Consider the following 16,372-nt stretch of genomic DNA (forward strand, 5'->3'; position numbering starts at 1 on the left):
ACAAAATTTCAGTTACCCGTTGCGTTTTTGGCAGGTGGTCCTGCAAACGCCCGCGCGCCCATGAACTTCATCTGGTAGTCGCTAACATTGCGGTGACTCTGCGCCGACACGATGAGGTAGAAGTTCTGCAGGCGCGCCACCTCGGGCACATAGGGCGGCCCTGCTTCCAGCACCTTCTGGCCGTTGAGCCACCACCGCACCGTCAACGTCTTGGGTTCGTACGACACCCCGAACACATTGGGCTGCATACGATCTAGCGGCACCTTTGACGTCGGGTTGGGGTTCTGGATTTTTTTGTGATTGGGCCAGATGCCAGACCACGAAATGGCCGTATGGTGCCCGCCAGGTCCAAAGCCACCTTCATCAATATCCAGCTCAAACCATCGCTCAAAACCGCTCGGATCCGGATCGTAGACATCCTCCATCCGCAGGTTGTGCTCGATCGGCATCAGCCAGACGGCCGGAAAATTGTCGCGGTCATTAGAAGAGATGGAGACCTGTGCCTCGATGTAAAACGGCCTATCCCCTTTCAGCAAAGGAAAAAAGCCCCGGTAGGAGTTCGTCTTGACCATGGCCACCAAGGCACCCCGTTTGATGATCAGGCCGTCGTCTGCCTGCGCGTAAAAGCTTGAGTCCTTGGGTTTGCCGAACCACACCCCGCTGTAATACTTCTTGCCATCGGCCTTCCCGGTGAAATCCACGTCAACAATCTGCGGACAGTCCCGGAACAAGGGTTGATCAGCGCCAACTTCGGCGGCCCCGGCCGGTATCCCGTCTAGCCGGCAGATCAGTTGATCGGCAGAATGAACAATGCCTGCCCATGACAGGCACGAGGCCGCCAGAGCAAGTTGGCAAAGGAGAACGGTGGACTTGATATGCATATGGTTCATCCCAAAGAAGTTGTGTTGCCACGGCCATCCGGGGCCGCCGTCAGCGCCACCAGCTTGTGCCCGGTGTGGCGGCTCAGCTCGGCGCATATCTCGGCCTTGTCGCTCAGGTGGGCAATGGCACGCTCCAGCTCCATAACCTTTGTGCCCACCAAAAAGCGGTACCAGTAACCTTGCAGAAAGTGGTAAACCAGCCCACTGCGGCCATCCAGAAAGCCCAACTGAAAGATATAGCGCCACAAAAAGTACAGCGTGGCGCTCAGTGTGAACGGGATGCGGTTGTACACACGCTCTTTGGCCCAGCGCTTGAATGAGGCTTGCACGGATGCGCTCCCGCTGTTCAGTGTCTCGTCCCGGGCGAACAGCTGCAAACGGTGATTGAGCACCTCAATGGCCTCACGTGTGGCGTACTTGTTGTGCTTGTCCGTGAAGTAGGTCAGATCGTTCAGATTGTGGTCGGCAAACCCGCCCTCAAACGTGACCGTGCGCCCATCGGTGACGGTGATGTGCTCGTCCATCCAGCGGTCTTCAACGCGACCTTTGCCACGCCGAAATACACGCAGCATCAGCAGCGGGTAACGCCCACCATGCCGAACCCAGCGGTCCATGAAGATGTGCTTGCGCTTGAGATTGATGCCAGTGACTTCGTTTGGCAGCTGGGGCAGCTTCGCTGCAATTTCGCGGGACAGATCGGGCTCAATGATTTCGTCGGCGTCCAGCCGTAGCACCCAACTGGTAGCCAGCGGCGCGTTGTCCATGGCCCATTGAAATTGCTTTGCCTGATTAACAAACGGGTGGTACAGCACTTGTGCACCGCGTTCGGTGGCGATGCGTACGGTGTCGTCCGTCGAGCCCGAATCGATTACGAAAACTTCTGTTGCAATGCCCTTAACTGAATCCATCGCACGTGCAAGGTGCATGGACTCGTTGTAGGTAAGAATGATGACGGCAAGGTCAGGTGTCATGAACATCTTTCATCTGGCGGGCCTTGATCAGCTTGGCCGGGTGGCCCGCCCAAACCGACCACGGCGTATTGATTGAGCGGGTGACGACCGCCCGCGCCCCGACGACGACGCCATCTGCAATGGTGACACCCGGTGCAATAAAAGCCTCAGCTGCGACCCAGCATTCGGAGCCGATGCTGATGGGCTTAAACGTTAGCGGCATCGCCTGGTCTGAATAGTCGTGGCTGCCGGTGCACAAATAGCACCGTTGCGACACAACGCTCATGCGACGAATGCGGATCAGGGCAAAGTTGTAGAGGTCCACGGAGTGTCCTATCGCAACAAACTCGTCAAGCTCCAGGTTCCAGGGCATCAACACCTTGACGCCTGGCATCACCAGGCAGTTCTTCCCGATGCGTGCGCCGAACACTCGCAAGAAAAAGATTCGGATGAAACTGCAAGACTTCGGCAGCCAGCGCACCAGAGGTTCCGCAACAAATGTCCATAGGCCTCTGGCAATTTGGCTTTGCCAGCCCCACCGCGTTTTACTTTTGGACAAGTCAATCATGGCGAGCCACCCGCCTTCAAGCGGTTGACCAGCTTTTTTGCCGATGCACTTGTCAGATACAAACCTCTGATGCAAAGCCGCGCGACTAATGGCACACGAAGAATGTCGCGCTGAACCGCCCAATTTTCCGATCGTCCTTTTCCCTGCTGTTGATTTGAAACGCCACTCATGTCAAACCGGCAGATAGGCACGGACAGCCGCAAACATTTGGCCCCCCGCATGATGGTCTGGGAGGTAAATGCATAGTCGCCCGCAATGCGAAATGCGGGTTTATACCGGACACCACCAATGAAATCCTTGCGGAAAAGCATGGATTGATGGTTGCCGAACATGCCGTAGTACACAAACCGATGGTGTCGAGCCGTCTTGAGCTGCGTGCGGCCGTCACTGAACTCCAGCAGGCAATTGCCATAGACTAGATCGTGATGGTTGGTGAGGGCCGGTGCAACGTTCTCCAAAGTCTTGGCTGAACAGAAGCTGTCGCCGCCATTCAGAAACATCAGCCAGTCGCCTGAAGCTTTTTCCATGCCTTTGTTCATGGCATCAAAAATGCCGTTGTCCTTCTCGCTGACCCATGAAATACGGGGGTCTTTGATGTTGTCCAAGAATTGAACAACCTCTGGCCCTGAGCCTCCGTCAATGATCAGACATTCAAAGTCACCGAATGTCTGATCGGTGATCGACTTCAATGTCTTTTTAAGGCCAACCATATCTTTGAAAGTGATGGTGATGATGGATATTTTCATGGCTTGATCAAATATGTGTGATGGGCATCCTGGTGAGGATGCCGATGCTCAGCATGTTTGCATGTTCGTTTTTCGAGGATCACCAACGCGTACGAGGAACCGCATTGCCTATGGGCCGCACCATGCGACCAACCTGTGTCGGCGTCGGTGCTCGGCCGCCCAGCAGCGGTTTCAAGACCGCAGGCGCAACTGTGATGCCGATTCGAATGGCGATGACCGATGAGACCAATACCAGCAAAGGCGCGCAGATGAAATACGTCAGCACTGCGGCGGACGAGTTAGCTAACCCAGCACGCACAAAGACCATCCACCAGACCCCCGCCGCCATCCCATGGGTGCAAAAGATAAAAAATGCCAAGGGTTCGTACCGCAAAAGAAACTCGCCGAAAGGGTGTCCGCGTAGCAGACAGGCCACATGCCAGAACACCACAGAGCTTGCCGCAAAAAGCGCCATAGCTGCTGCGCCGTAAGCAGCGGAATGGGGCAGCGAAAGACTCCAGCCAGGCGGGGCGTATCCATACATGGGAGCAACAGAGAGCACCACTAGGATGAGGGCGCTGGCAGCCACGACCGTCTTTGGCAAACCATCGGTTGGTATGGCCACCGTACGACTCCACAGGAGACACCCCCCAAAGAAATAAAGTGGAATCCCGCTATTGATGAAAAGCGACCCATCTGCATTCAGTATGGCGTTGATGAGCAGGGCCGCTAGGGTTAACAGTGGTGCCTTGTGGACTGCCAACAGCAGCAGGGGTGACATCAAAAAGCAAACGAACACATCCCGAAGGAAATAAAGCGGCATCATGGCAGGCGCTGCACTGATGGCCAGCACCGCATTGGGCCAATCTGACGCAGTTGGAACACCGGCCAAGCCCGCCTCCAGAAACTCTTTGAAGATGTAAATCAGGTTCCATAGAACCAGCGGCACGATCAACGAATACAGCTTGTTTTTCAGTTCGTACGAGAAGCTGCGTGCACTCATCGACTTGGCCAGCAAATACCCTGACACCATACTGAGCAAGGGCACGCTGCCTTGGCCCAGCAGCAGTCGAAGAAAATAGATGACGCCTTCTTGGGATAGCAACGTGGTCGGCACGCCAGATGAATAAGGTTGTGCGTGGGCATACACCAGCAGCAAAATGCAAAGCACCCTGGCGAGACTTATGCATTCCGAGAGCTGTGGTTTCATCAACGGCATAGATTTCCCTCTTGTTTTTTGCGGGCGTTCAGTTGTCGAGAGCAGATTGCGCTGAAACGGATGAAAGTCGTTGAGCCTCAACCGCAAAGCGCGCAGCCGCAGCGCTCCCGCCCAGCCTGACCGACTCTTGCGCCCGCAGCGCCGCACGGTCCCAATGGAACTCGAAGCAGAAACTCCGCAGGCGCTGCAGCAATGCTTTTGCATTGCCAGCCTCAAAAACATAACCGTTGCGCCCGTTCTCGATCACGTCGCTGGCCCCGCAGCGATCACTACAGATCACCGGGGTACCGACCATCAGGGCTTCGTTAACCACTGCGCCCCAACCATCAAACTTGCTCGGTAGCACCAGCACATCGGCGGCTGCCATGGCTGCCACGATTTCTGCATTGGGCATACCTTGCGAGTAGCTCACCCGCTCAGATATGCCGAGCTGGGTCGCCAGCGCCTTAAGCCTTTGCTCTTCTTCGCCTTTACCGATGATGCGAAGACGTGCCGATGGCACATCCAGCTGGCTGAACGCTGTCAGCAACAGATCAACCCGCTTGCGCACAATCAACTGGCCCACGTACAGAATTTCCTTATGGTCGCGCTTCACAGGTGAATGTTGAACCGGGGTGCTGTCCACCACATGCACAAAAGGCACGATACGTTCCCGCGGGTAACCACAAGCCGTGAAGAACCTGGCACCGCCATAACGACCGGAATGTCCGATGCAAAACACACCTTTCAAATGACGGCGGTAGCGCAGAGCGTCCCAGGTATAGGCCAGCCAGCGAGGGAACAACCGCAGGCCCGGTTCGTATCGGTTTTCCGTCATCAGGAAGCGTTTCACCGGGGCGCCAAAGCTGGCGTTGAAGGCGGTCTGTGGTAGCGCGAAGCCCCGCAAGCCAAAGAACACCTGCACAGACCCAGGTAGTCCGGCAAGTTCGGTAATCTCGGTCGCTGTGGGTGCAACGTACAACTTTACCTTGCCGGTGTCTGGCACCGGATAGCCCAGCACGCGGTAGTTGCTCGGCAACTCTTCTTCTACGCACCAGTGCACTGTGTTGCCTGGGATGTTCGCTAGCTCGCGGATGTACGCGGCCTGGTGAAACATGAGGTAGGGGTGCCAAAAGACGTACTGCATAGTCTGGGCTCAGCTGGCTGAGTTTGCGCGACCCAATGAGTCTGGAGGAGGAGGTACAACAAGAGCACGCAACCAATCTGCTAGCCGATGTAGGGTGAATGCAAATACGGGGATGGGCGCTAGCGCGATGACAAGCAATATCGTGTAACCGAGACCAAGATTCAGGCTTTCGAGCAAAACAAGCCAAGGGCCTTGAACCAGATAAATTTCCAGCGTCAGCCCAGATAACCAATAGACGGCGTGTCGTGCGCTGGTCTTGCTTAACAATTCCAATATTTTTGGGGAGCAAAAAAGATGAAACGAATAATAAATAATTGGATAAAGTAACAGGTGATTTACGAACTGAAACTCCGAAAATCCAAAACGAAAAAGGGTGAGTTTCATCACTACAAAGGCCAAGTACGACAGCAGAAACATTCCAATATTCAGGCTATTCGCTTTGGGAGTAATTCCGGATTTGGCAACAACCGACCCCATAACCGTGATACAGAAGTAATTGATGATCTTGACAAAGTTCTCACTCTCTACAGTGAACTTGCTCAAATCAAGCTGAAGATACAGATAGATATATGGGACGATGAGTGGAGCCAGGGCAAGGATCGCGACACGGGGGCGCAACCGGGCAATGCTAAACAAGGGTATGTAGAAGAGCATGACGGCTGGAATGAACCAGAACGGCGTTGGCCATATCAGGGACTTAAAAAAATCGAATTCCTTTTGGTAGTAAACCGAATTGGCAAGAAGCGCTGGGCCAAACATCAGTAAAACCGCTGGATAGAGCCTGAGAATGCGTCGCTTGTAATAGTCGAGAAACGATGGTGACCGCGCTGCTGCGGCGCTCGCTGTTAGGGCGCAAGTGACGCCGAAACCCGATAGGAAAAAAAACAAGGAGTTGCCGATCGCGCCGCCGGACGCTATCCGCGGGTCCGGGACAAAAGCGTCAAGATGCGATAAGGTGATCAACACAGTTGCGATAAACAACATTAATCGAGTATCTACTTGTCGGTTTATCATATATACTACTTATTTAATGAAATTAAATTAAATTAATGATCAGATATTCGAAATTTTTACATTAAATTCAATTATTATTCATGATTTAGAAATATTAATATAAAAATCAAATTACCGACATTGGCTTTATTTGATGCGGCGGAAGCTGCACAGCAAGAAATGCGGCAAGAATAATAAATGAAGCCGGATTTCCGATAGAGATAAGGTACCTCGCGAAAATAGATTCAACCAAAGCAAAAATGAGTACGGCGATTATTTCCGGACTCATTGTTACTGAATCAAAATTTCGGATAGAGTTAATCAACACTCTAACCAGCAACACAGTAACCAAAAGAGTTAATGGCAAGCCTATTTCGTATATTAAGGTGATGTAGGAATTATCTGAATCAAATGCTATTTCATCCGACCAGCTACGAAACCCGTGACCAAAAAATAGAACTAATGGCTGATCCTGAATCATTTCAATGAAAGCCGCCCAATTCTGGAAACGTCCGGTTCCACCTGAATTGATGCCACGACTGGCTGAATTAATATCAAGAATTTCAAGTATATAGTCGCTTTTCCATATAACCAAAGCTGCGATGCCAAGAAGGGCAATAAATAGAACAAGGTTGTGTTGGCGCGCCAACACCGTGGGTGTTGCTTCCTCCTTAGGGCGCGTAATAACAACCACAATTATGGAAGTGACTAGTAACGCAAGAATACTACCTCTTGAACTGGTGGCCAAAATAATTGTTAAAAAAAGGAATAGAAGAGGTATTATTACAAAATAATTCGGCTTCGTATCAATTCTAAACATGCGTGCTATCAACAAAGCGGCAGCAGTTCCAATGAAGTGTGCTGCAAGATTGGGATGATTCCCAAAGGGTCTAAGTCGAAAGAGACCCTTATTTGTTTGGGTCGCACTCAGAGCAACGCGAATCGAATCAAAATCTAATATGACAAGTGTTAACACCAGAAATGCACATGCATACAAGTAAAGCGATGCAAGGCTATGAAAATCATACTTAGTTGAAATCCACTTGGCTGAAAATATAGTCAACGTAAATAGAATCGAATAAGCGATAAGTTGAAAATTTTCGTAAAAGGCAGAAGTGAGTGCTGAAAGAAACGCGCACGGTACGGCAAGTATCCAAAAAAGAATCTTTTGTTCTTCTCTTGAAGAATTTTCAGGATGACTCGCCCGAACAATCAACCCAAAGGCAACTAAAAAAAATATCGCAATGAGCTGTGGCACGAAAGCGCCACCCGCAGGCGATATACCAGCCAGATAGAAGGCCATCACAGCAAACCAGCCTGCAAAAAAATCGAGTTTCATCTCGTAGTACTTAAGTTACGGAGTTCTCTTAGCAGTAAGGGCACAAGGGCTACTTCACCAAATGCCAACACATAAGACATGGCTACCACATTAGTCGTGTTTACAAGAGTCAGGTATGCCGCAGCCAATGAAATCAATGTAGCCAATAAAAGTAGCCGCGACAGTCTCTGAGTTTTGTTGATTGAACTAAGAGAAAGACTGATGGCGAGAATGGCCGATTGTGCAGTTGCTGATACCGCAACTGGCACGAACAGTGCTGGTGGAAGATGAATTTTGTCCGACAGCCAGGTCACGTTGATTTCCGACAGAAAAAAGAAAGTAAAAACGGAAGTGGCTATGAGTAACGCGGTTGACCCGGCCATAGCAAAAAAGGCGAGTTTTTTAAACGTTTTAAATTCATTTCGGCCCCAATAGAGCGTTAACTCATGTTGAATCGACGCCAAACCAATACCGATAGGTTGAATAGCCACGCGCGACAGGGTTCTGGTTGATGAGTAGACTGCCGCCAGCGTTGGGCTTATCAGGGCGGAAATCAGTAAAACAGGGGCGTGCAACGTGAGGTGTTGAATCGATGCTGTTAAGGCAAGCCCCCTTCCCGCTGATGCAACTTCTTGGACGGAACTATTGGTTACTGCTGCGGGAAATTCATCGAAGTATTTGTTAGCTTTAGCAATTGCGATGCTGCTATATAAAATCCGAATCACAAGCGCGATCAATGCAATGACAGCAATGTTGTTAAATAATGTATATGCAACAACGTAGGTGACTAATTCGAAAAGTCGGCCAATATTAATGAAATATATGGCCTTATCAGGTTTACCTTGGTGCCGTTGGGCGGCGCTATATACATTGACTGTAGGTTGGAGCGCACTGTTGATTGCAAAAAGCAAACAACACAATGCTATTTCTAGACCACCATCTGTTTGCCTTAGATTCAAAAAATAGTAGACACACAAGATTAGTGCGAATGTACTCAAAGTTATAAGTACGTATTTAGTCGCTAATTTTTTAGTTTGAGCGGCAATTAGCTTGGCCTCTGCCTGTTGTCCTTCAGACAATAGGCAGATATGGTTGGCAAGTGCCATAGTAACACCTAAATCTGCCAGTAGCATTAATTGGGTTATTCCAGTTATCGTTAAAATAATGCCGTAAGAATCAGCGCCAATATTTCTAATAGCAATAGCAGGGATCAATATCGTCGACAGAATGGTGATAGCTTGGCCAAATCCATGTGCACCAAGCGTTCTTAATACTCTGCCAATGTTCATAGCAGATGCTTTTTTTCAGGCAATAAGCTTATGAACATCTCGGAATAGTCTGGGTTGATTGAAGGCATCAGTGCTCGGTCGCCACCGCTGTGTCATAGCCGTGCGTTTTGAGCAAGGCATGTTGCCGTGCAACCGCCAGATCGTTGGCAACCATTTCTTTACACATGTCTTGCGCAGTGATTTCGGGGATCCAGCCAAGGTCTTTTTTGGCCTTGGAGGGGTCGCCCAGCAGGGTTTCGACTTCGGTGGGACGGTAGTAGCGCGGGTCGACCTTGACGACGATGTCACCCACTTTGAGGGCAGGGGCGGCGTCGCCAGTGATGGCGGTGACCACAGCGTGTTCCTGGTCGCCTTCACCATTGAATTCAACGGTGATGCCCAGGGCAGTAGCTGTCCAGGTGATGAATTCACGCACGCTATATTGCACGCCGGTGGCGATGACAAAATCCTGCGGCTTGTCTTGCTGCAGCATCATCCATTGCATGCGCACATAGTCTTTGGCATGACCCCAGTCACGCAGGGCGCTCATATTGCCCATAAACAGGCATTGCTCCAGCCCTTGAGCGATGTTGGCCATACCGCGAGTGATCTTGCGGGTAACAAAAGTTTCACCACGGCGCGGGCTCTCATGGTTGAACAGGATGCCGTTGCAGGCATACATGCCATAGGCCTCGCGATAGTTCACCGTGATCCAGTAAGCATACAGTTTGGCCACGGCGTAAGGGCTGCGCGGGTAGAAGGGAGTGGTTTCCTTCTGCGGTATCTCTTGCACCAGGCCATACAGCTCGCTGGTGCTGGCCTGGTAGAAGCGGGCTTTTTTCTCTAGCCCGAGGATGCGGATGGCTTCGAGCAGGCGCAGGGTGCCCATGCCGTCCACGTCGGCGGTGTATTCGGGGCTCTCAAAGCTGACGGCGACGTGGCTTTGTGCACCCAGGTTGTAGATCTCGTCGGGCTGGGTTTCTTGCACGATGCGGATCAGGTTGCTGGTGTCGCTCAAATCCCCGTAATGCAGTTTGAAGCGGGCGTTGTTGATGTGCGGGTCTTGGTAGATATGGTCTACCCGGGTGGTGTTGAACGAGCTGGCGCGCCGCTTGATGCCGTGCACGATGTAGCCTTTCTCGAGCAGGAGTTCAGCGAGGTAAGAGCCGTCTTGCCCGGTGATGCCAGTGATGAGGGCGACTTTGGAGGCTGCAGCGGGTGTGGTCATGGTGGTTTCCGGGTTTTGATTGCTATCGAATATGTATCTATTCGCGCTTATTAAATAAGGGCTAGAAGGTGTTTTTTCTTGAAACTGGTGGGGCGACGGCTTTATTTTTACGCCGTAGTCTCAACAAAATCGGCGTAGGCCTGGCGCAGGCCGCTGGCCAGGTCGGTCTTAGCTTGCCAGCCCAGGCTGTTGAGCCGGGTGCTGTCCATCCACTTGCGTGGGGCACCGTCGGGTTTGGTGGCATCAAAGGTGATTTGGCCAGGGTAACCCACAGCTTTACCGACGGCGTGGGCCAATTCAGAAATGGTGATGTCGCTGCCATAGCCGACGTTGATGTGGCTTTGCATGGGTCGGGTGTGGGTTTGGTACAGGGTATCGGCCAGGTTCATCACAAAAACACTGGCACTGGCCATGTCGTCAACATACAAAAACTCGCGCTTGGGTATGCCGGTGCCCCAGATGGCAACTTCGGGCGCGCCAGCCACTTTGGCCTCATGAAAACGGCGGATCAGCGCCGGGATCACATGGCTGTTTTCGGGGTGGTAGTTGTCACCAGGGCCATACAGGTTGGTCGGCATCACGCTGCGGTAGTCACGGCCATATTGGCGGTTGTACGACTCGCAGAGTTTGATGCCGGCAATTTTTGCCACGGCATAGGGTTCGTTGGTGGGCTCCAGGACACCGGTGAGCAAGGCCGATTCGGTCATGGGCTGGGCGGCCATGCGCGGGTAGATGCAGCTCGAGCCTAAAAACAGCAGTTTTTGCACGCCATGGGTGTGGGCGGCGTGGATGACATTGGCCTGCACCATGAGGTTGTCATAGATGAAGTCTGCCGGATAGGTGTTGTTGGCATGGATGCCGCCCACTTTGGCAGCAGCCAGGTAAACCTGACTGGGTTTTTCAGCTGCAAAGAAGGCTTGCACGGCGGCCTGGTTGCACAGGTCCAACTCGGTGCGGCTGCGAGTGAGGATGCGGGCTTGCGGCACACCCTGCTGGATCAGCGTGCGGACAATGGCTGAGCCAACCATGCCACGGTGACCGGCGACAAAGATTTTTTGGTCAGAATTGACCGTTGACTGTGTAGACATGTGAAATATCCCTGAGTTTTAGCAAGCTTGGTCCACGTTTTCCGGAACTTCTTGTAGACGTTTTTTTGATCACGAAGGCACTGTTTTGAGCAGTAGCTATATCAGTCCTGGAAGCACCCAGCCCGATAATGATCAGCAGCCAAGCCTGCAGTCGGGCTGCCTGGCCAGAATGGTTATTGAAAGAGGGTGTCAGCTTGTTCACAAAATCGGTTTCAAACAGTAGGCAGCGCGTGTGGCGCGTGATGGCGACTTTGCTGGCGGTGATGTTGCCCGTGGGTTTGTGGGTGGGCGGTGCGCAGCCGATAGCCGTGGGACTGATTCCTGCGCCATGGGACAAGCTGGCTCATGCAGGCGTGTTTGCCCTGTTGGCCATGGCACTGGGTTATGCCAGCGGCCTGCGCAGACTTGCCCTGCTGCTGCTGGCGTTTGCCGGCGCCTTGGGCGTGGGCGTGGTGGACGAGTGGCATCAGTTGTTCCTTCCAGGGCGCAGTGCTGACCTGGACGACCTGACCGCCGACGCCATAGGCGCCGCACTGGGTGCGTGGGCCATTTACTTCAAGCATCGTTAAGCACCGAGCCGATCAGCGCCACGCCGCTGGCCTGCAGGCGTTGGGCGAGCTGGGTGGTGGCGGTGAGCAAAGAGGTGTTTTTGCGCGTCACGATCAGGGCGGCTCCGGCGCGAGCGGCAATGACCTCGGCGTCGGCATAGTCAGCACCGGCGGGCGTATCGATCAAGATCACGTCAAATTGCTGAGAAACACTGTGGAGCTGCCTGCCAAAGCTGGTGTTGCCCAACAACTCTTGAGGATTGGGCGGTACGGCACCAGCGGGCAGCACCACCAAGTTGCTCAGGCCGGGCACAGCCTGCATGGCTTCTTCCAGGCTGGCACGGTCTGCCAACACGGCCGACAAGCCGTGACCGCGCTCCAGCTTGAACAGGCTGTGCTGGCCGCGCTCGGGTTTGGCGCGTAGGTCGGCATCAATCAGCAGCGTACGCTGGCCTTGCTGGGCAAAAACGATAGCCAGGTTGGCGGTGACAAAGCTGCGGCCCTCACCCACGCCAGCACTTACCACAGCCAGCACCTTGCGAGCCCGGTCACCATTGAACCAGCGCAGCATGAGCTGGCTGCGCACGGCGCGTATGTTTTCGCTGGCCACACCAAAGGGCTGGTAGGCGGCCACCAGTTCTGGGCTGAGACGGGTGTCGGCCGGGCTCAGGTAGGCGTAGTGAAACTGTTGGCTCAGTGCCTGGTCGATATCGTCTTTGGTGAGCAGATTCAGGGCAATGGCGGCTTCGCCAAACGGGGTGTGATTTTGCACCTGGCTGTCGAGTATGCGCTGCAGGTTGGCCGGGCTCAGGCGGCCACTGGCCAGCAGAATGTCACCCATGCTGCGGCTCGCGGTGTTGATGGGAACAGGAGCGTTCATGCGGGGACTCCGGTGTGGGCAATGCTGCCAAGCAAAGGCAGTTTGAGCACGTCAGCCAGGTCGGCAGCGCTGCGTACGCGGGGGTTGGCCAGTTCAAGCAGCAGCGCCAGACCCACGCCCAGCAGTGTGCCCAAAAAAATGGACACCAAGATGTTCAGCAACACCCTGGGTTTTGACGGGCCCGCCGGGGTCGAGGCGGGGTTGAGCAGCGCGATGTTGGTCTGATTGGCCTGGCTCTCGATGTTGGTTTGTGAAGCGCGCAGACTCACCGCCTCAAAGGCGCGCTGGGCAGATTCAATCTCGCGGCGCAACACGTTGAGCTCGTCACGCTGTTTGTTCAACGCCAGCACGCGGGCTTTTTGGCCAGCCAGGGCACCTTGTAGCTGGGCCTCGCGCTGTTTGCCAACCCGGTAGGTGGTTTCGATGCTGCTGGTGATTTGGCGGGTTTCCTGGGCCAACTGGGCCTTCAGGGTGGCCAGTTCGGCTTCGCTGCGCTGGGTTTGCGGGTGGTTTTTGCCCAGGTTGCCACTGTTCTCGGTGAGTTTGGCTTCCAGGCGGGCAATGTCGGCTTTCAGGCCATTGATCAGTGGACTTTGCATAACCTCGGCCACGGTGTCAGCCTGAGTGCTGCCGCGTTTGCTTTGGCTGTCTGTGGTCAGGGCCTGAATGCCGGTGAGCTGGCTGCTGGTCTCATTCAACTTCGCAGTTTCGAAGTCAACCCGCTCGTCCACCGAGGTGATGCCGTTGGCCTGCTGGTAGTCAGACAGGGCCTTTTGAGCGATTTCAAGTTTGGCGCGAGCGGCTTTGGTTTGCTCTTCAAAAAACGCAGCGTATTGCCTGGCTGGCGCAAGACGCAGATCCAAATTGACGTTGATATATGACTGGGCAAAGGCGTTGGCGACTGCGGCAGCAAAGTCGGGGTCGGTGCCGGTGTAATTGATATTGACGACGTTGCTTTCGCGGCTGGGTTTGACGCCCAGCTGCCTTTCCAATTCGGTCGCAAGCCAGTCAGTAAGCTGACCCCTGCCGCCAGTGGCATCGCGCCACTGCTGCTGCACCATGTCGTTGGTGTCACGCATGAGCAGCTTGACCACGTCTTTGGCAACGCGGTCGCTTTTGATAATGTCAATCTGCGTCGCCATGTAGCCGGGGGCCACCGTGCCTTGCAGCGTGAGGCCACTAACCAACTCTGGCGATTTGACATCAATCACCACAGCGGCACTGGCGGTGTATTGTTTTGGCAGCAGCAGATTGACGGCCACCGTGGTGACCATGGTGGCCAACAAGACCAGCAACGCCACTTTGTAGCGCGCTCGCAGAATAAGGAATAGCTGTTGGACAGTCATCAGAACAGGCTTTCTTTGACATAGATGACGTCATTGGGGAACACGGTGTCGGTGAGCTGAGGCTCCAACTCGGTGATGCTGCCGCTAGCGTCCTTGCGATGCAGGCGCAGGCGTTTTTCGGAGCCGCGGGTGGTGGGACCGCCGCCTTGGGCCAGAGCCTGCATCACGGTCATGCCGCGCTCAATGCGGTAGGCACCAGGGCGTTGGGCTTCGCCATAGATATAGAACACCGGGGCACGGTGCACATAAATGGCGTCGCCGCCTTGCAGCACGATGTCCTCTGCAGCGTCGTCTGTAAGAAACAGCTGGGGAATGTCGATGAGCTTGCGAAAAGGCTTGCCGCCACGCACGCCGGTGACGATGGCCATGTCGTCACCGGTGGTGGTGGCACCACCTGCGTTGGCCAGCATATCGGTCACACGGGTGTTGGCTGTTTCCATGGGAAAACGACCGGGGCGGTTGACCTGACCCAGAACGGCCACCTGGTTGCCGCGGATTTGCGTGAGCAGGATGGTGACCTGAGGCTGCTTGATGAAGTCACCGGCCTGAAGCGCGGTGGCAATTTTTTTCTCGGCCGCGCCAATGGAGAGACCACCCAGGCTGACCGTGCCGATCAGTGGGAAGGTGATGGTGCCGTTTTCTGAAACGCGAGTTTCGATGGTGAGATCAGGGTTTTGAAACACCTGGATGCGCAGGGCATCACCCGCACCCAGCGGGTAGTCAGGCTGGGTGGTACGACTGGGGAGCAAGTTGCCTGCCGCCGACTGTGCGTGCGCCAGTGGGCCAAGGCCGCCCAGGGTGACCAGGGAGGCAAGCAAAAGGTGGATCAGGCGGAAGTGACGGGTGGGCATGGACATCTTTGATGTGGATAGATTCTAGGGAGTATGAAATAGCAGATGTGGTGTTTCATTCCAACCATCCACTCCATTTTTTATAGCTATAGACCAATTGATTTTGAAGGGTAGAGCCGTATTTCTCTTTCGATATGGATGTGTGGACATGTGGTGGAGGCATGGCTAAAAACTGAAATCGGCCGACAGTTTGCCCACGGTGCTGCTGTAGTCAAGCGGGGCAAGATTGGTGACGGCGGCATCACGCGTGCTTTTTTTCAGCGAGGCGTTGAAAGCCACAAACTGGAAAGGCTGCCAGTTGAGTGACAAGCTGGCGTCACGCAAAGTGTCCTTGCGCTGGGTGATCGACCCAGCGTCGGGCGCGCCCAGGTAGTCGATGTAGGTCAGGTCATAACGCAGGCCCAAATAAGTTTTGCTACCAATGCGCCAGGTGGGGCCAAGTGATAGCCGGTTACTCAGGGTGTGATTGGAGTAGCCAGTCTGATAACTGCCGAGTTGACGAGCCCAGCTTGCGGCCAGGGCAGTTTTGCCGGTGATGTTCCAGTTGATGGCAACACCTGTGTTAAAGCCACTGTAGTCGCGTTGAGGCTGACTCGGGTGGTTGCGGTCGATGTGAACGGCGCTTAAGTTAGCGGTGGTGTTGCCTGACAGTACCCAGGACAGGTTGACCCCATTGTCAATCTGGTCGAATTCGCGATTGTTGGCGCTGGCGGTGAGGTATCTGCCGCTGGAGGTTTTGAGGTTGTAGGTGAACACACTGTTGGAGCCAGATGCACGGCGCACGCCCACGCTGGCCGTGTTGGCGTTGTAGTCGTCCCCCGTACCCAGAGCCACCTGATTGGTTTGGTTGGTGCGCGACAGACCGGCCAGCAAGCTCCAGGTGCCGTCCATGTCATAAATGGCGTCAAACCCGGTGTTGCTGGTGGTACGCAGGTTGCGCTGGGTGACGTCGGGAGCGTCAGAAGGATTGTTGGGTGTTACCAGGCGGTCCGCAGTCAGGCTGCCATGAAAACGCGGTGTGATGCTCCAGCGCCAGGCGGCAGCGTAGTTGGTGGCCGTAAAGCTGTATTGGCTGAAGTTTTGGTAGCTGTAGTCGAGCACGCTCAGGTCCAACTCCAGGCGTTGCAAGCTGTAGGCTTTGTTGAAGGACACTCCCAGCGTGCTGATGCCAATGCGCTCGGCCGTGCTATCGCGGCCAGTTTGGGCCGAGACGTTAGCGCTGGCGGGCAGGCGCTGCAGGTTGCTGTCGGACTGGAGTGTGTAGTCGGCGCGGAACATGAGCGTGTCTTGGACTTGGACAAGGTCTTGCTGCTGCGCCCGCGCAGACGTTGTACTGATCAACGCCAGCAGAGTCACCAGCCAAAATGCTTGGGCTTGCAGCAT

16 protein-coding genes are annotated in these 16,372 nt (G+C 54.2%); 1 reads left to right on the top strand and 15 read right to left on the bottom strand.

Annotation, left to right across the window (positions count from 1 at the left end; translation table 11 throughout):
• Nucleotides 1-8: 8 nt before the first annotated feature.
• The 11 genes from FDG13_RS10390 to FDG13_RS10440 all read right to left on the bottom strand — a co-directional run bounded on the left by FDG13_RS10390 (nt 9) and on the right by FDG13_RS10440 (nt 11,364).
• Nucleotides 9-881, bottom strand: a complete 873-nt coding sequence (locus FDG13_RS10390) for a hypothetical protein (RefSeq protein WP_180127365.1) — start codon at nt 879-881, stop codon at nt 9-11.
• Nucleotides 882-886: 5 nt separating this feature from the next.
• On the bottom strand, nt 887-1,852 hold the full coding sequence (locus FDG13_RS10395; protein ID WP_180127367.1) for a glycosyltransferase family 2 protein: 966 nt from the start codon (nt 1,850-1,852) through the stop codon (nt 887-889).
• The gene (locus FDG13_RS10400) at nt 1,842-2,399 is read right to left on the bottom strand and encodes a putative colanic acid biosynthesis acetyltransferase (RefSeq protein ID WP_180127369.1); all 558 of its coding nucleotides are present in this window, start codon (nt 2,397-2,399) and stop codon (nt 1,842-1,844) included. The genes FDG13_RS10395 and FDG13_RS10400 overlap by 11 nt, the downstream gene beginning before the upstream one ends.
• Entirely contained in the window at nt 2,396-3,145 is a 750-nt protein-coding gene (locus FDG13_RS10405) for a glycosyltransferase family 2 protein (protein ID WP_180127371.1), read from the bottom strand. Before FDG13_RS10405 ends, FDG13_RS10400 begins: the two co-directional genes overlap by 4 nt.
• 79 nt (nt 3,146-3,224) lie before the next feature.
• A complete protein-coding gene (locus FDG13_RS10410; RefSeq protein ID WP_180127373.1) occupies nt 3,225-4,343 on the bottom strand; it encodes an acyltransferase in 1,119 nt (372 codons plus the stop codon).
• A gap of 28 nt (nt 4,344-4,371) precedes the next feature.
• Entirely contained in the window at nt 4,372-5,439 is a 1,068-nt protein-coding gene (locus tag FDG13_RS10415; RefSeq protein WP_180127375.1) for a glycosyltransferase, read from the bottom strand.
• A 39-nt stretch (nt 5,440-5,478) separates the two neighbouring features.
• The gene (locus tag FDG13_RS10420; protein WP_180127377.1) at nt 5,479-6,453 is read right to left on the bottom strand and encodes an acyltransferase; all 975 of its coding nucleotides are present in this window, start codon (nt 6,451-6,453) and stop codon (nt 5,479-5,481) included.
• A 136-nt stretch (nt 6,454-6,589) separates the two neighbouring features.
• Nucleotides 6,590-7,801, bottom strand: coding sequence for an O-antigen ligase (locus FDG13_RS10425; RefSeq protein WP_180127379.1), 1,212 nt, complete (start codon nt 7,799-7,801; stop codon nt 6,590-6,592).
• Nucleotides 7,798-9,069, bottom strand: a complete 1,272-nt coding sequence (locus FDG13_RS10430; RefSeq protein ID WP_180127381.1) for a lipopolysaccharide biosynthesis protein — start codon at nt 9,067-9,069, stop codon at nt 7,798-7,800. The genes FDG13_RS10425 and FDG13_RS10430 overlap by 4 nt, the downstream gene beginning before the upstream one ends.
• A 67-nt stretch (nt 9,070-9,136) precedes the next feature.
• Complete coding sequence (gmd, locus tag FDG13_RS10435; protein ID WP_180127383.1) at nt 9,137-10,276, bottom strand: GDP-mannose 4,6-dehydratase; 1,140 nt, start codon at nt 10,274-10,276, stop codon at nt 9,137-9,139.
• Nucleotides 10,277-10,383: 107 nt separating this feature from the next.
• Nucleotides 10,384-11,364 carry a GDP-L-fucose synthase gene (locus tag FDG13_RS10440; protein WP_180127385.1) on the bottom strand — a complete coding sequence of 327 codons (981 nt, stop codon included), beginning with the start codon at nt 11,362-11,364 and terminating at the stop codon, nt 10,384-10,386.
• Between the two features lie 242 nt (nt 11,365-11,606).
• On the opposite strand from FDG13_RS10440, the gene FDG13_RS10445 reads away from it, so the two are divergent.
• Nucleotides 11,607-11,933 (top strand): VanZ family protein, encoded by a 327-nt coding sequence (locus tag FDG13_RS10445; RefSeq protein ID WP_180127387.1) that lies wholly within the window; start codon nt 11,607-11,609, stop codon nt 11,931-11,933.
• On the opposite strand, the gene epsG is transcribed toward FDG13_RS10445, so the two are convergent.
• The 4 genes from epsG to epsL form a co-directional block, all read right to left on the bottom strand.
• Nucleotides 11,920-12,792: a chain length determinant protein tyrosine kinase EpsG gene (epsG, locus tag FDG13_RS10450; RefSeq protein ID WP_180127390.1), complete on the bottom strand. Its 873-nt coding sequence runs from the start codon at nt 12,790-12,792 to the stop codon at nt 11,920-11,922. The genes FDG13_RS10445 and epsG overlap by 14 nt on opposite strands.
• Entirely contained in the window at nt 12,789-14,138 is a 1,350-nt protein-coding gene (gene epsF / locus FDG13_RS10455; RefSeq protein ID WP_180127392.1) for a chain length determinant protein EpsF, read from the bottom strand. Before epsF ends, epsG begins: the two co-directional genes overlap by 4 nt.
• Nucleotides 14,138-14,989, bottom strand: a complete 852-nt coding sequence (epsE, locus tag FDG13_RS10460) for a polysaccharide export protein EpsE (protein ID WP_180127394.1) — start codon at nt 14,987-14,989, stop codon at nt 14,138-14,140. The genes epsF and epsE overlap by 1 nt, the downstream gene beginning before the upstream one ends.
• Nucleotides 14,990-15,154: 165 nt before the next feature.
• The gene (gene epsL, locus FDG13_RS10465) at nt 15,155-16,372 is read right to left on the bottom strand and encodes an XrtB/PEP-CTERM-associated polysaccharide biosynthesis outer membrane protein EpsL (protein ID WP_180127396.1); all 1,218 of its coding nucleotides are present in this window, start codon (nt 16,370-16,372) and stop codon (nt 15,155-15,157) included.

It is taken from the genome of Rhodoferax sp. BLA1 (assembly GCF_013416775.1).
Classification (GTDB): domain Bacteria; phylum Pseudomonadota; class Gammaproteobacteria; order Burkholderiales; family Burkholderiaceae_C; genus Rhodoferax.

What these genes read in the sequence shown, in the direction of transcription:
- FDG13_RS10390 (WP_180127365.1), bottom strand. Translation starts at nt 881, where the DNA reads ATGCATATCAAGTCCACCGTTCTCCTTTGCCAACTTGCTCTGGCGGCC.
- FDG13_RS10395 (WP_180127367.1), bottom strand. Translation starts at nt 1,852, where the DNA reads ATGACACCTGACCTTGCCGTCATCATTCTTACCTACAACGAGTCCATG.
- FDG13_RS10400 (WP_180127369.1), bottom strand. Translation starts at nt 2,399, where the DNA reads ATGATTGACTTGTCCAAAAGTAAAACGCGGTGGGGCTGGCAAAGCCAA.
- FDG13_RS10405 (WP_180127371.1), bottom strand. Translation starts at nt 3,145, where the DNA reads ATGAAAATATCCATCATCACCATCACTTTCAAAGATATGGTTGGCCTT.
- FDG13_RS10410 (WP_180127373.1), bottom strand. Translation starts at nt 4,343, where the DNA reads ATGCCGTTGATGAAACCACAGCTCTCGGAATGCATAAGTCTCGCCAGG.
- FDG13_RS10415 (WP_180127375.1), bottom strand. Translation starts at nt 5,439, where the DNA reads ATGTTTCACCAGGCCGCGTACATCCGCGAGCTAGCGAACATCCCAGGC.
- FDG13_RS10420 (WP_180127377.1), bottom strand. Translation starts at nt 6,453, where the DNA reads ATGTTGTTTATCGCAACTGTGTTGATCACCTTATCGCATCTTGACGCT.
- FDG13_RS10425 (WP_180127379.1), bottom strand. Translation starts at nt 7,801, where the DNA reads ATGAAACTCGATTTTTTTGCAGGCTGGTTTGCTGTGATGGCCTTCTAT.
- FDG13_RS10430 (WP_180127381.1), bottom strand. Translation starts at nt 9,069, where the DNA reads ATGAACATTGGCAGAGTATTAAGAACGCTTGGTGCACATGGATTTGGC.
- gmd (WP_180127383.1), bottom strand. Translation starts at nt 10,276, where the DNA reads ATGACCACACCCGCTGCAGCCTCCAAAGTCGCCCTCATCACTGGCATC.
- FDG13_RS10440 (WP_180127385.1), bottom strand. Translation starts at nt 11,364, where the DNA reads ATGTCTACACAGTCAACGGTCAATTCTGACCAAAAAATCTTTGTCGCC.
- FDG13_RS10445 (WP_180127387.1), top strand. Translation starts at nt 11,607, where the DNA reads ATGGCGACTTTGCTGGCGGTGATGTTGCCCGTGGGTTTGTGGGTGGGC.
- epsG (WP_180127390.1), bottom strand. Translation starts at nt 12,792, where the DNA reads ATGAACGCTCCTGTTCCCATCAACACCGCGAGCCGCAGCATGGGTGAC.
- epsF (WP_180127392.1), bottom strand. Translation starts at nt 14,138, where the DNA reads ATGACTGTCCAACAGCTATTCCTTATTCTGCGAGCGCGCTACAAAGTG.
- epsE (WP_180127394.1), bottom strand. Translation starts at nt 14,989, where the DNA reads ATGCCCACCCGTCACTTCCGCCTGATCCACCTTTTGCTTGCCTCCCTG.
- epsL (WP_180127396.1), bottom strand. Translation starts at nt 16,372, where the DNA reads ATGCTGCAAGCCCAAGCATTTTGGCTGGTGACTCTGCTGGCGTTGATC.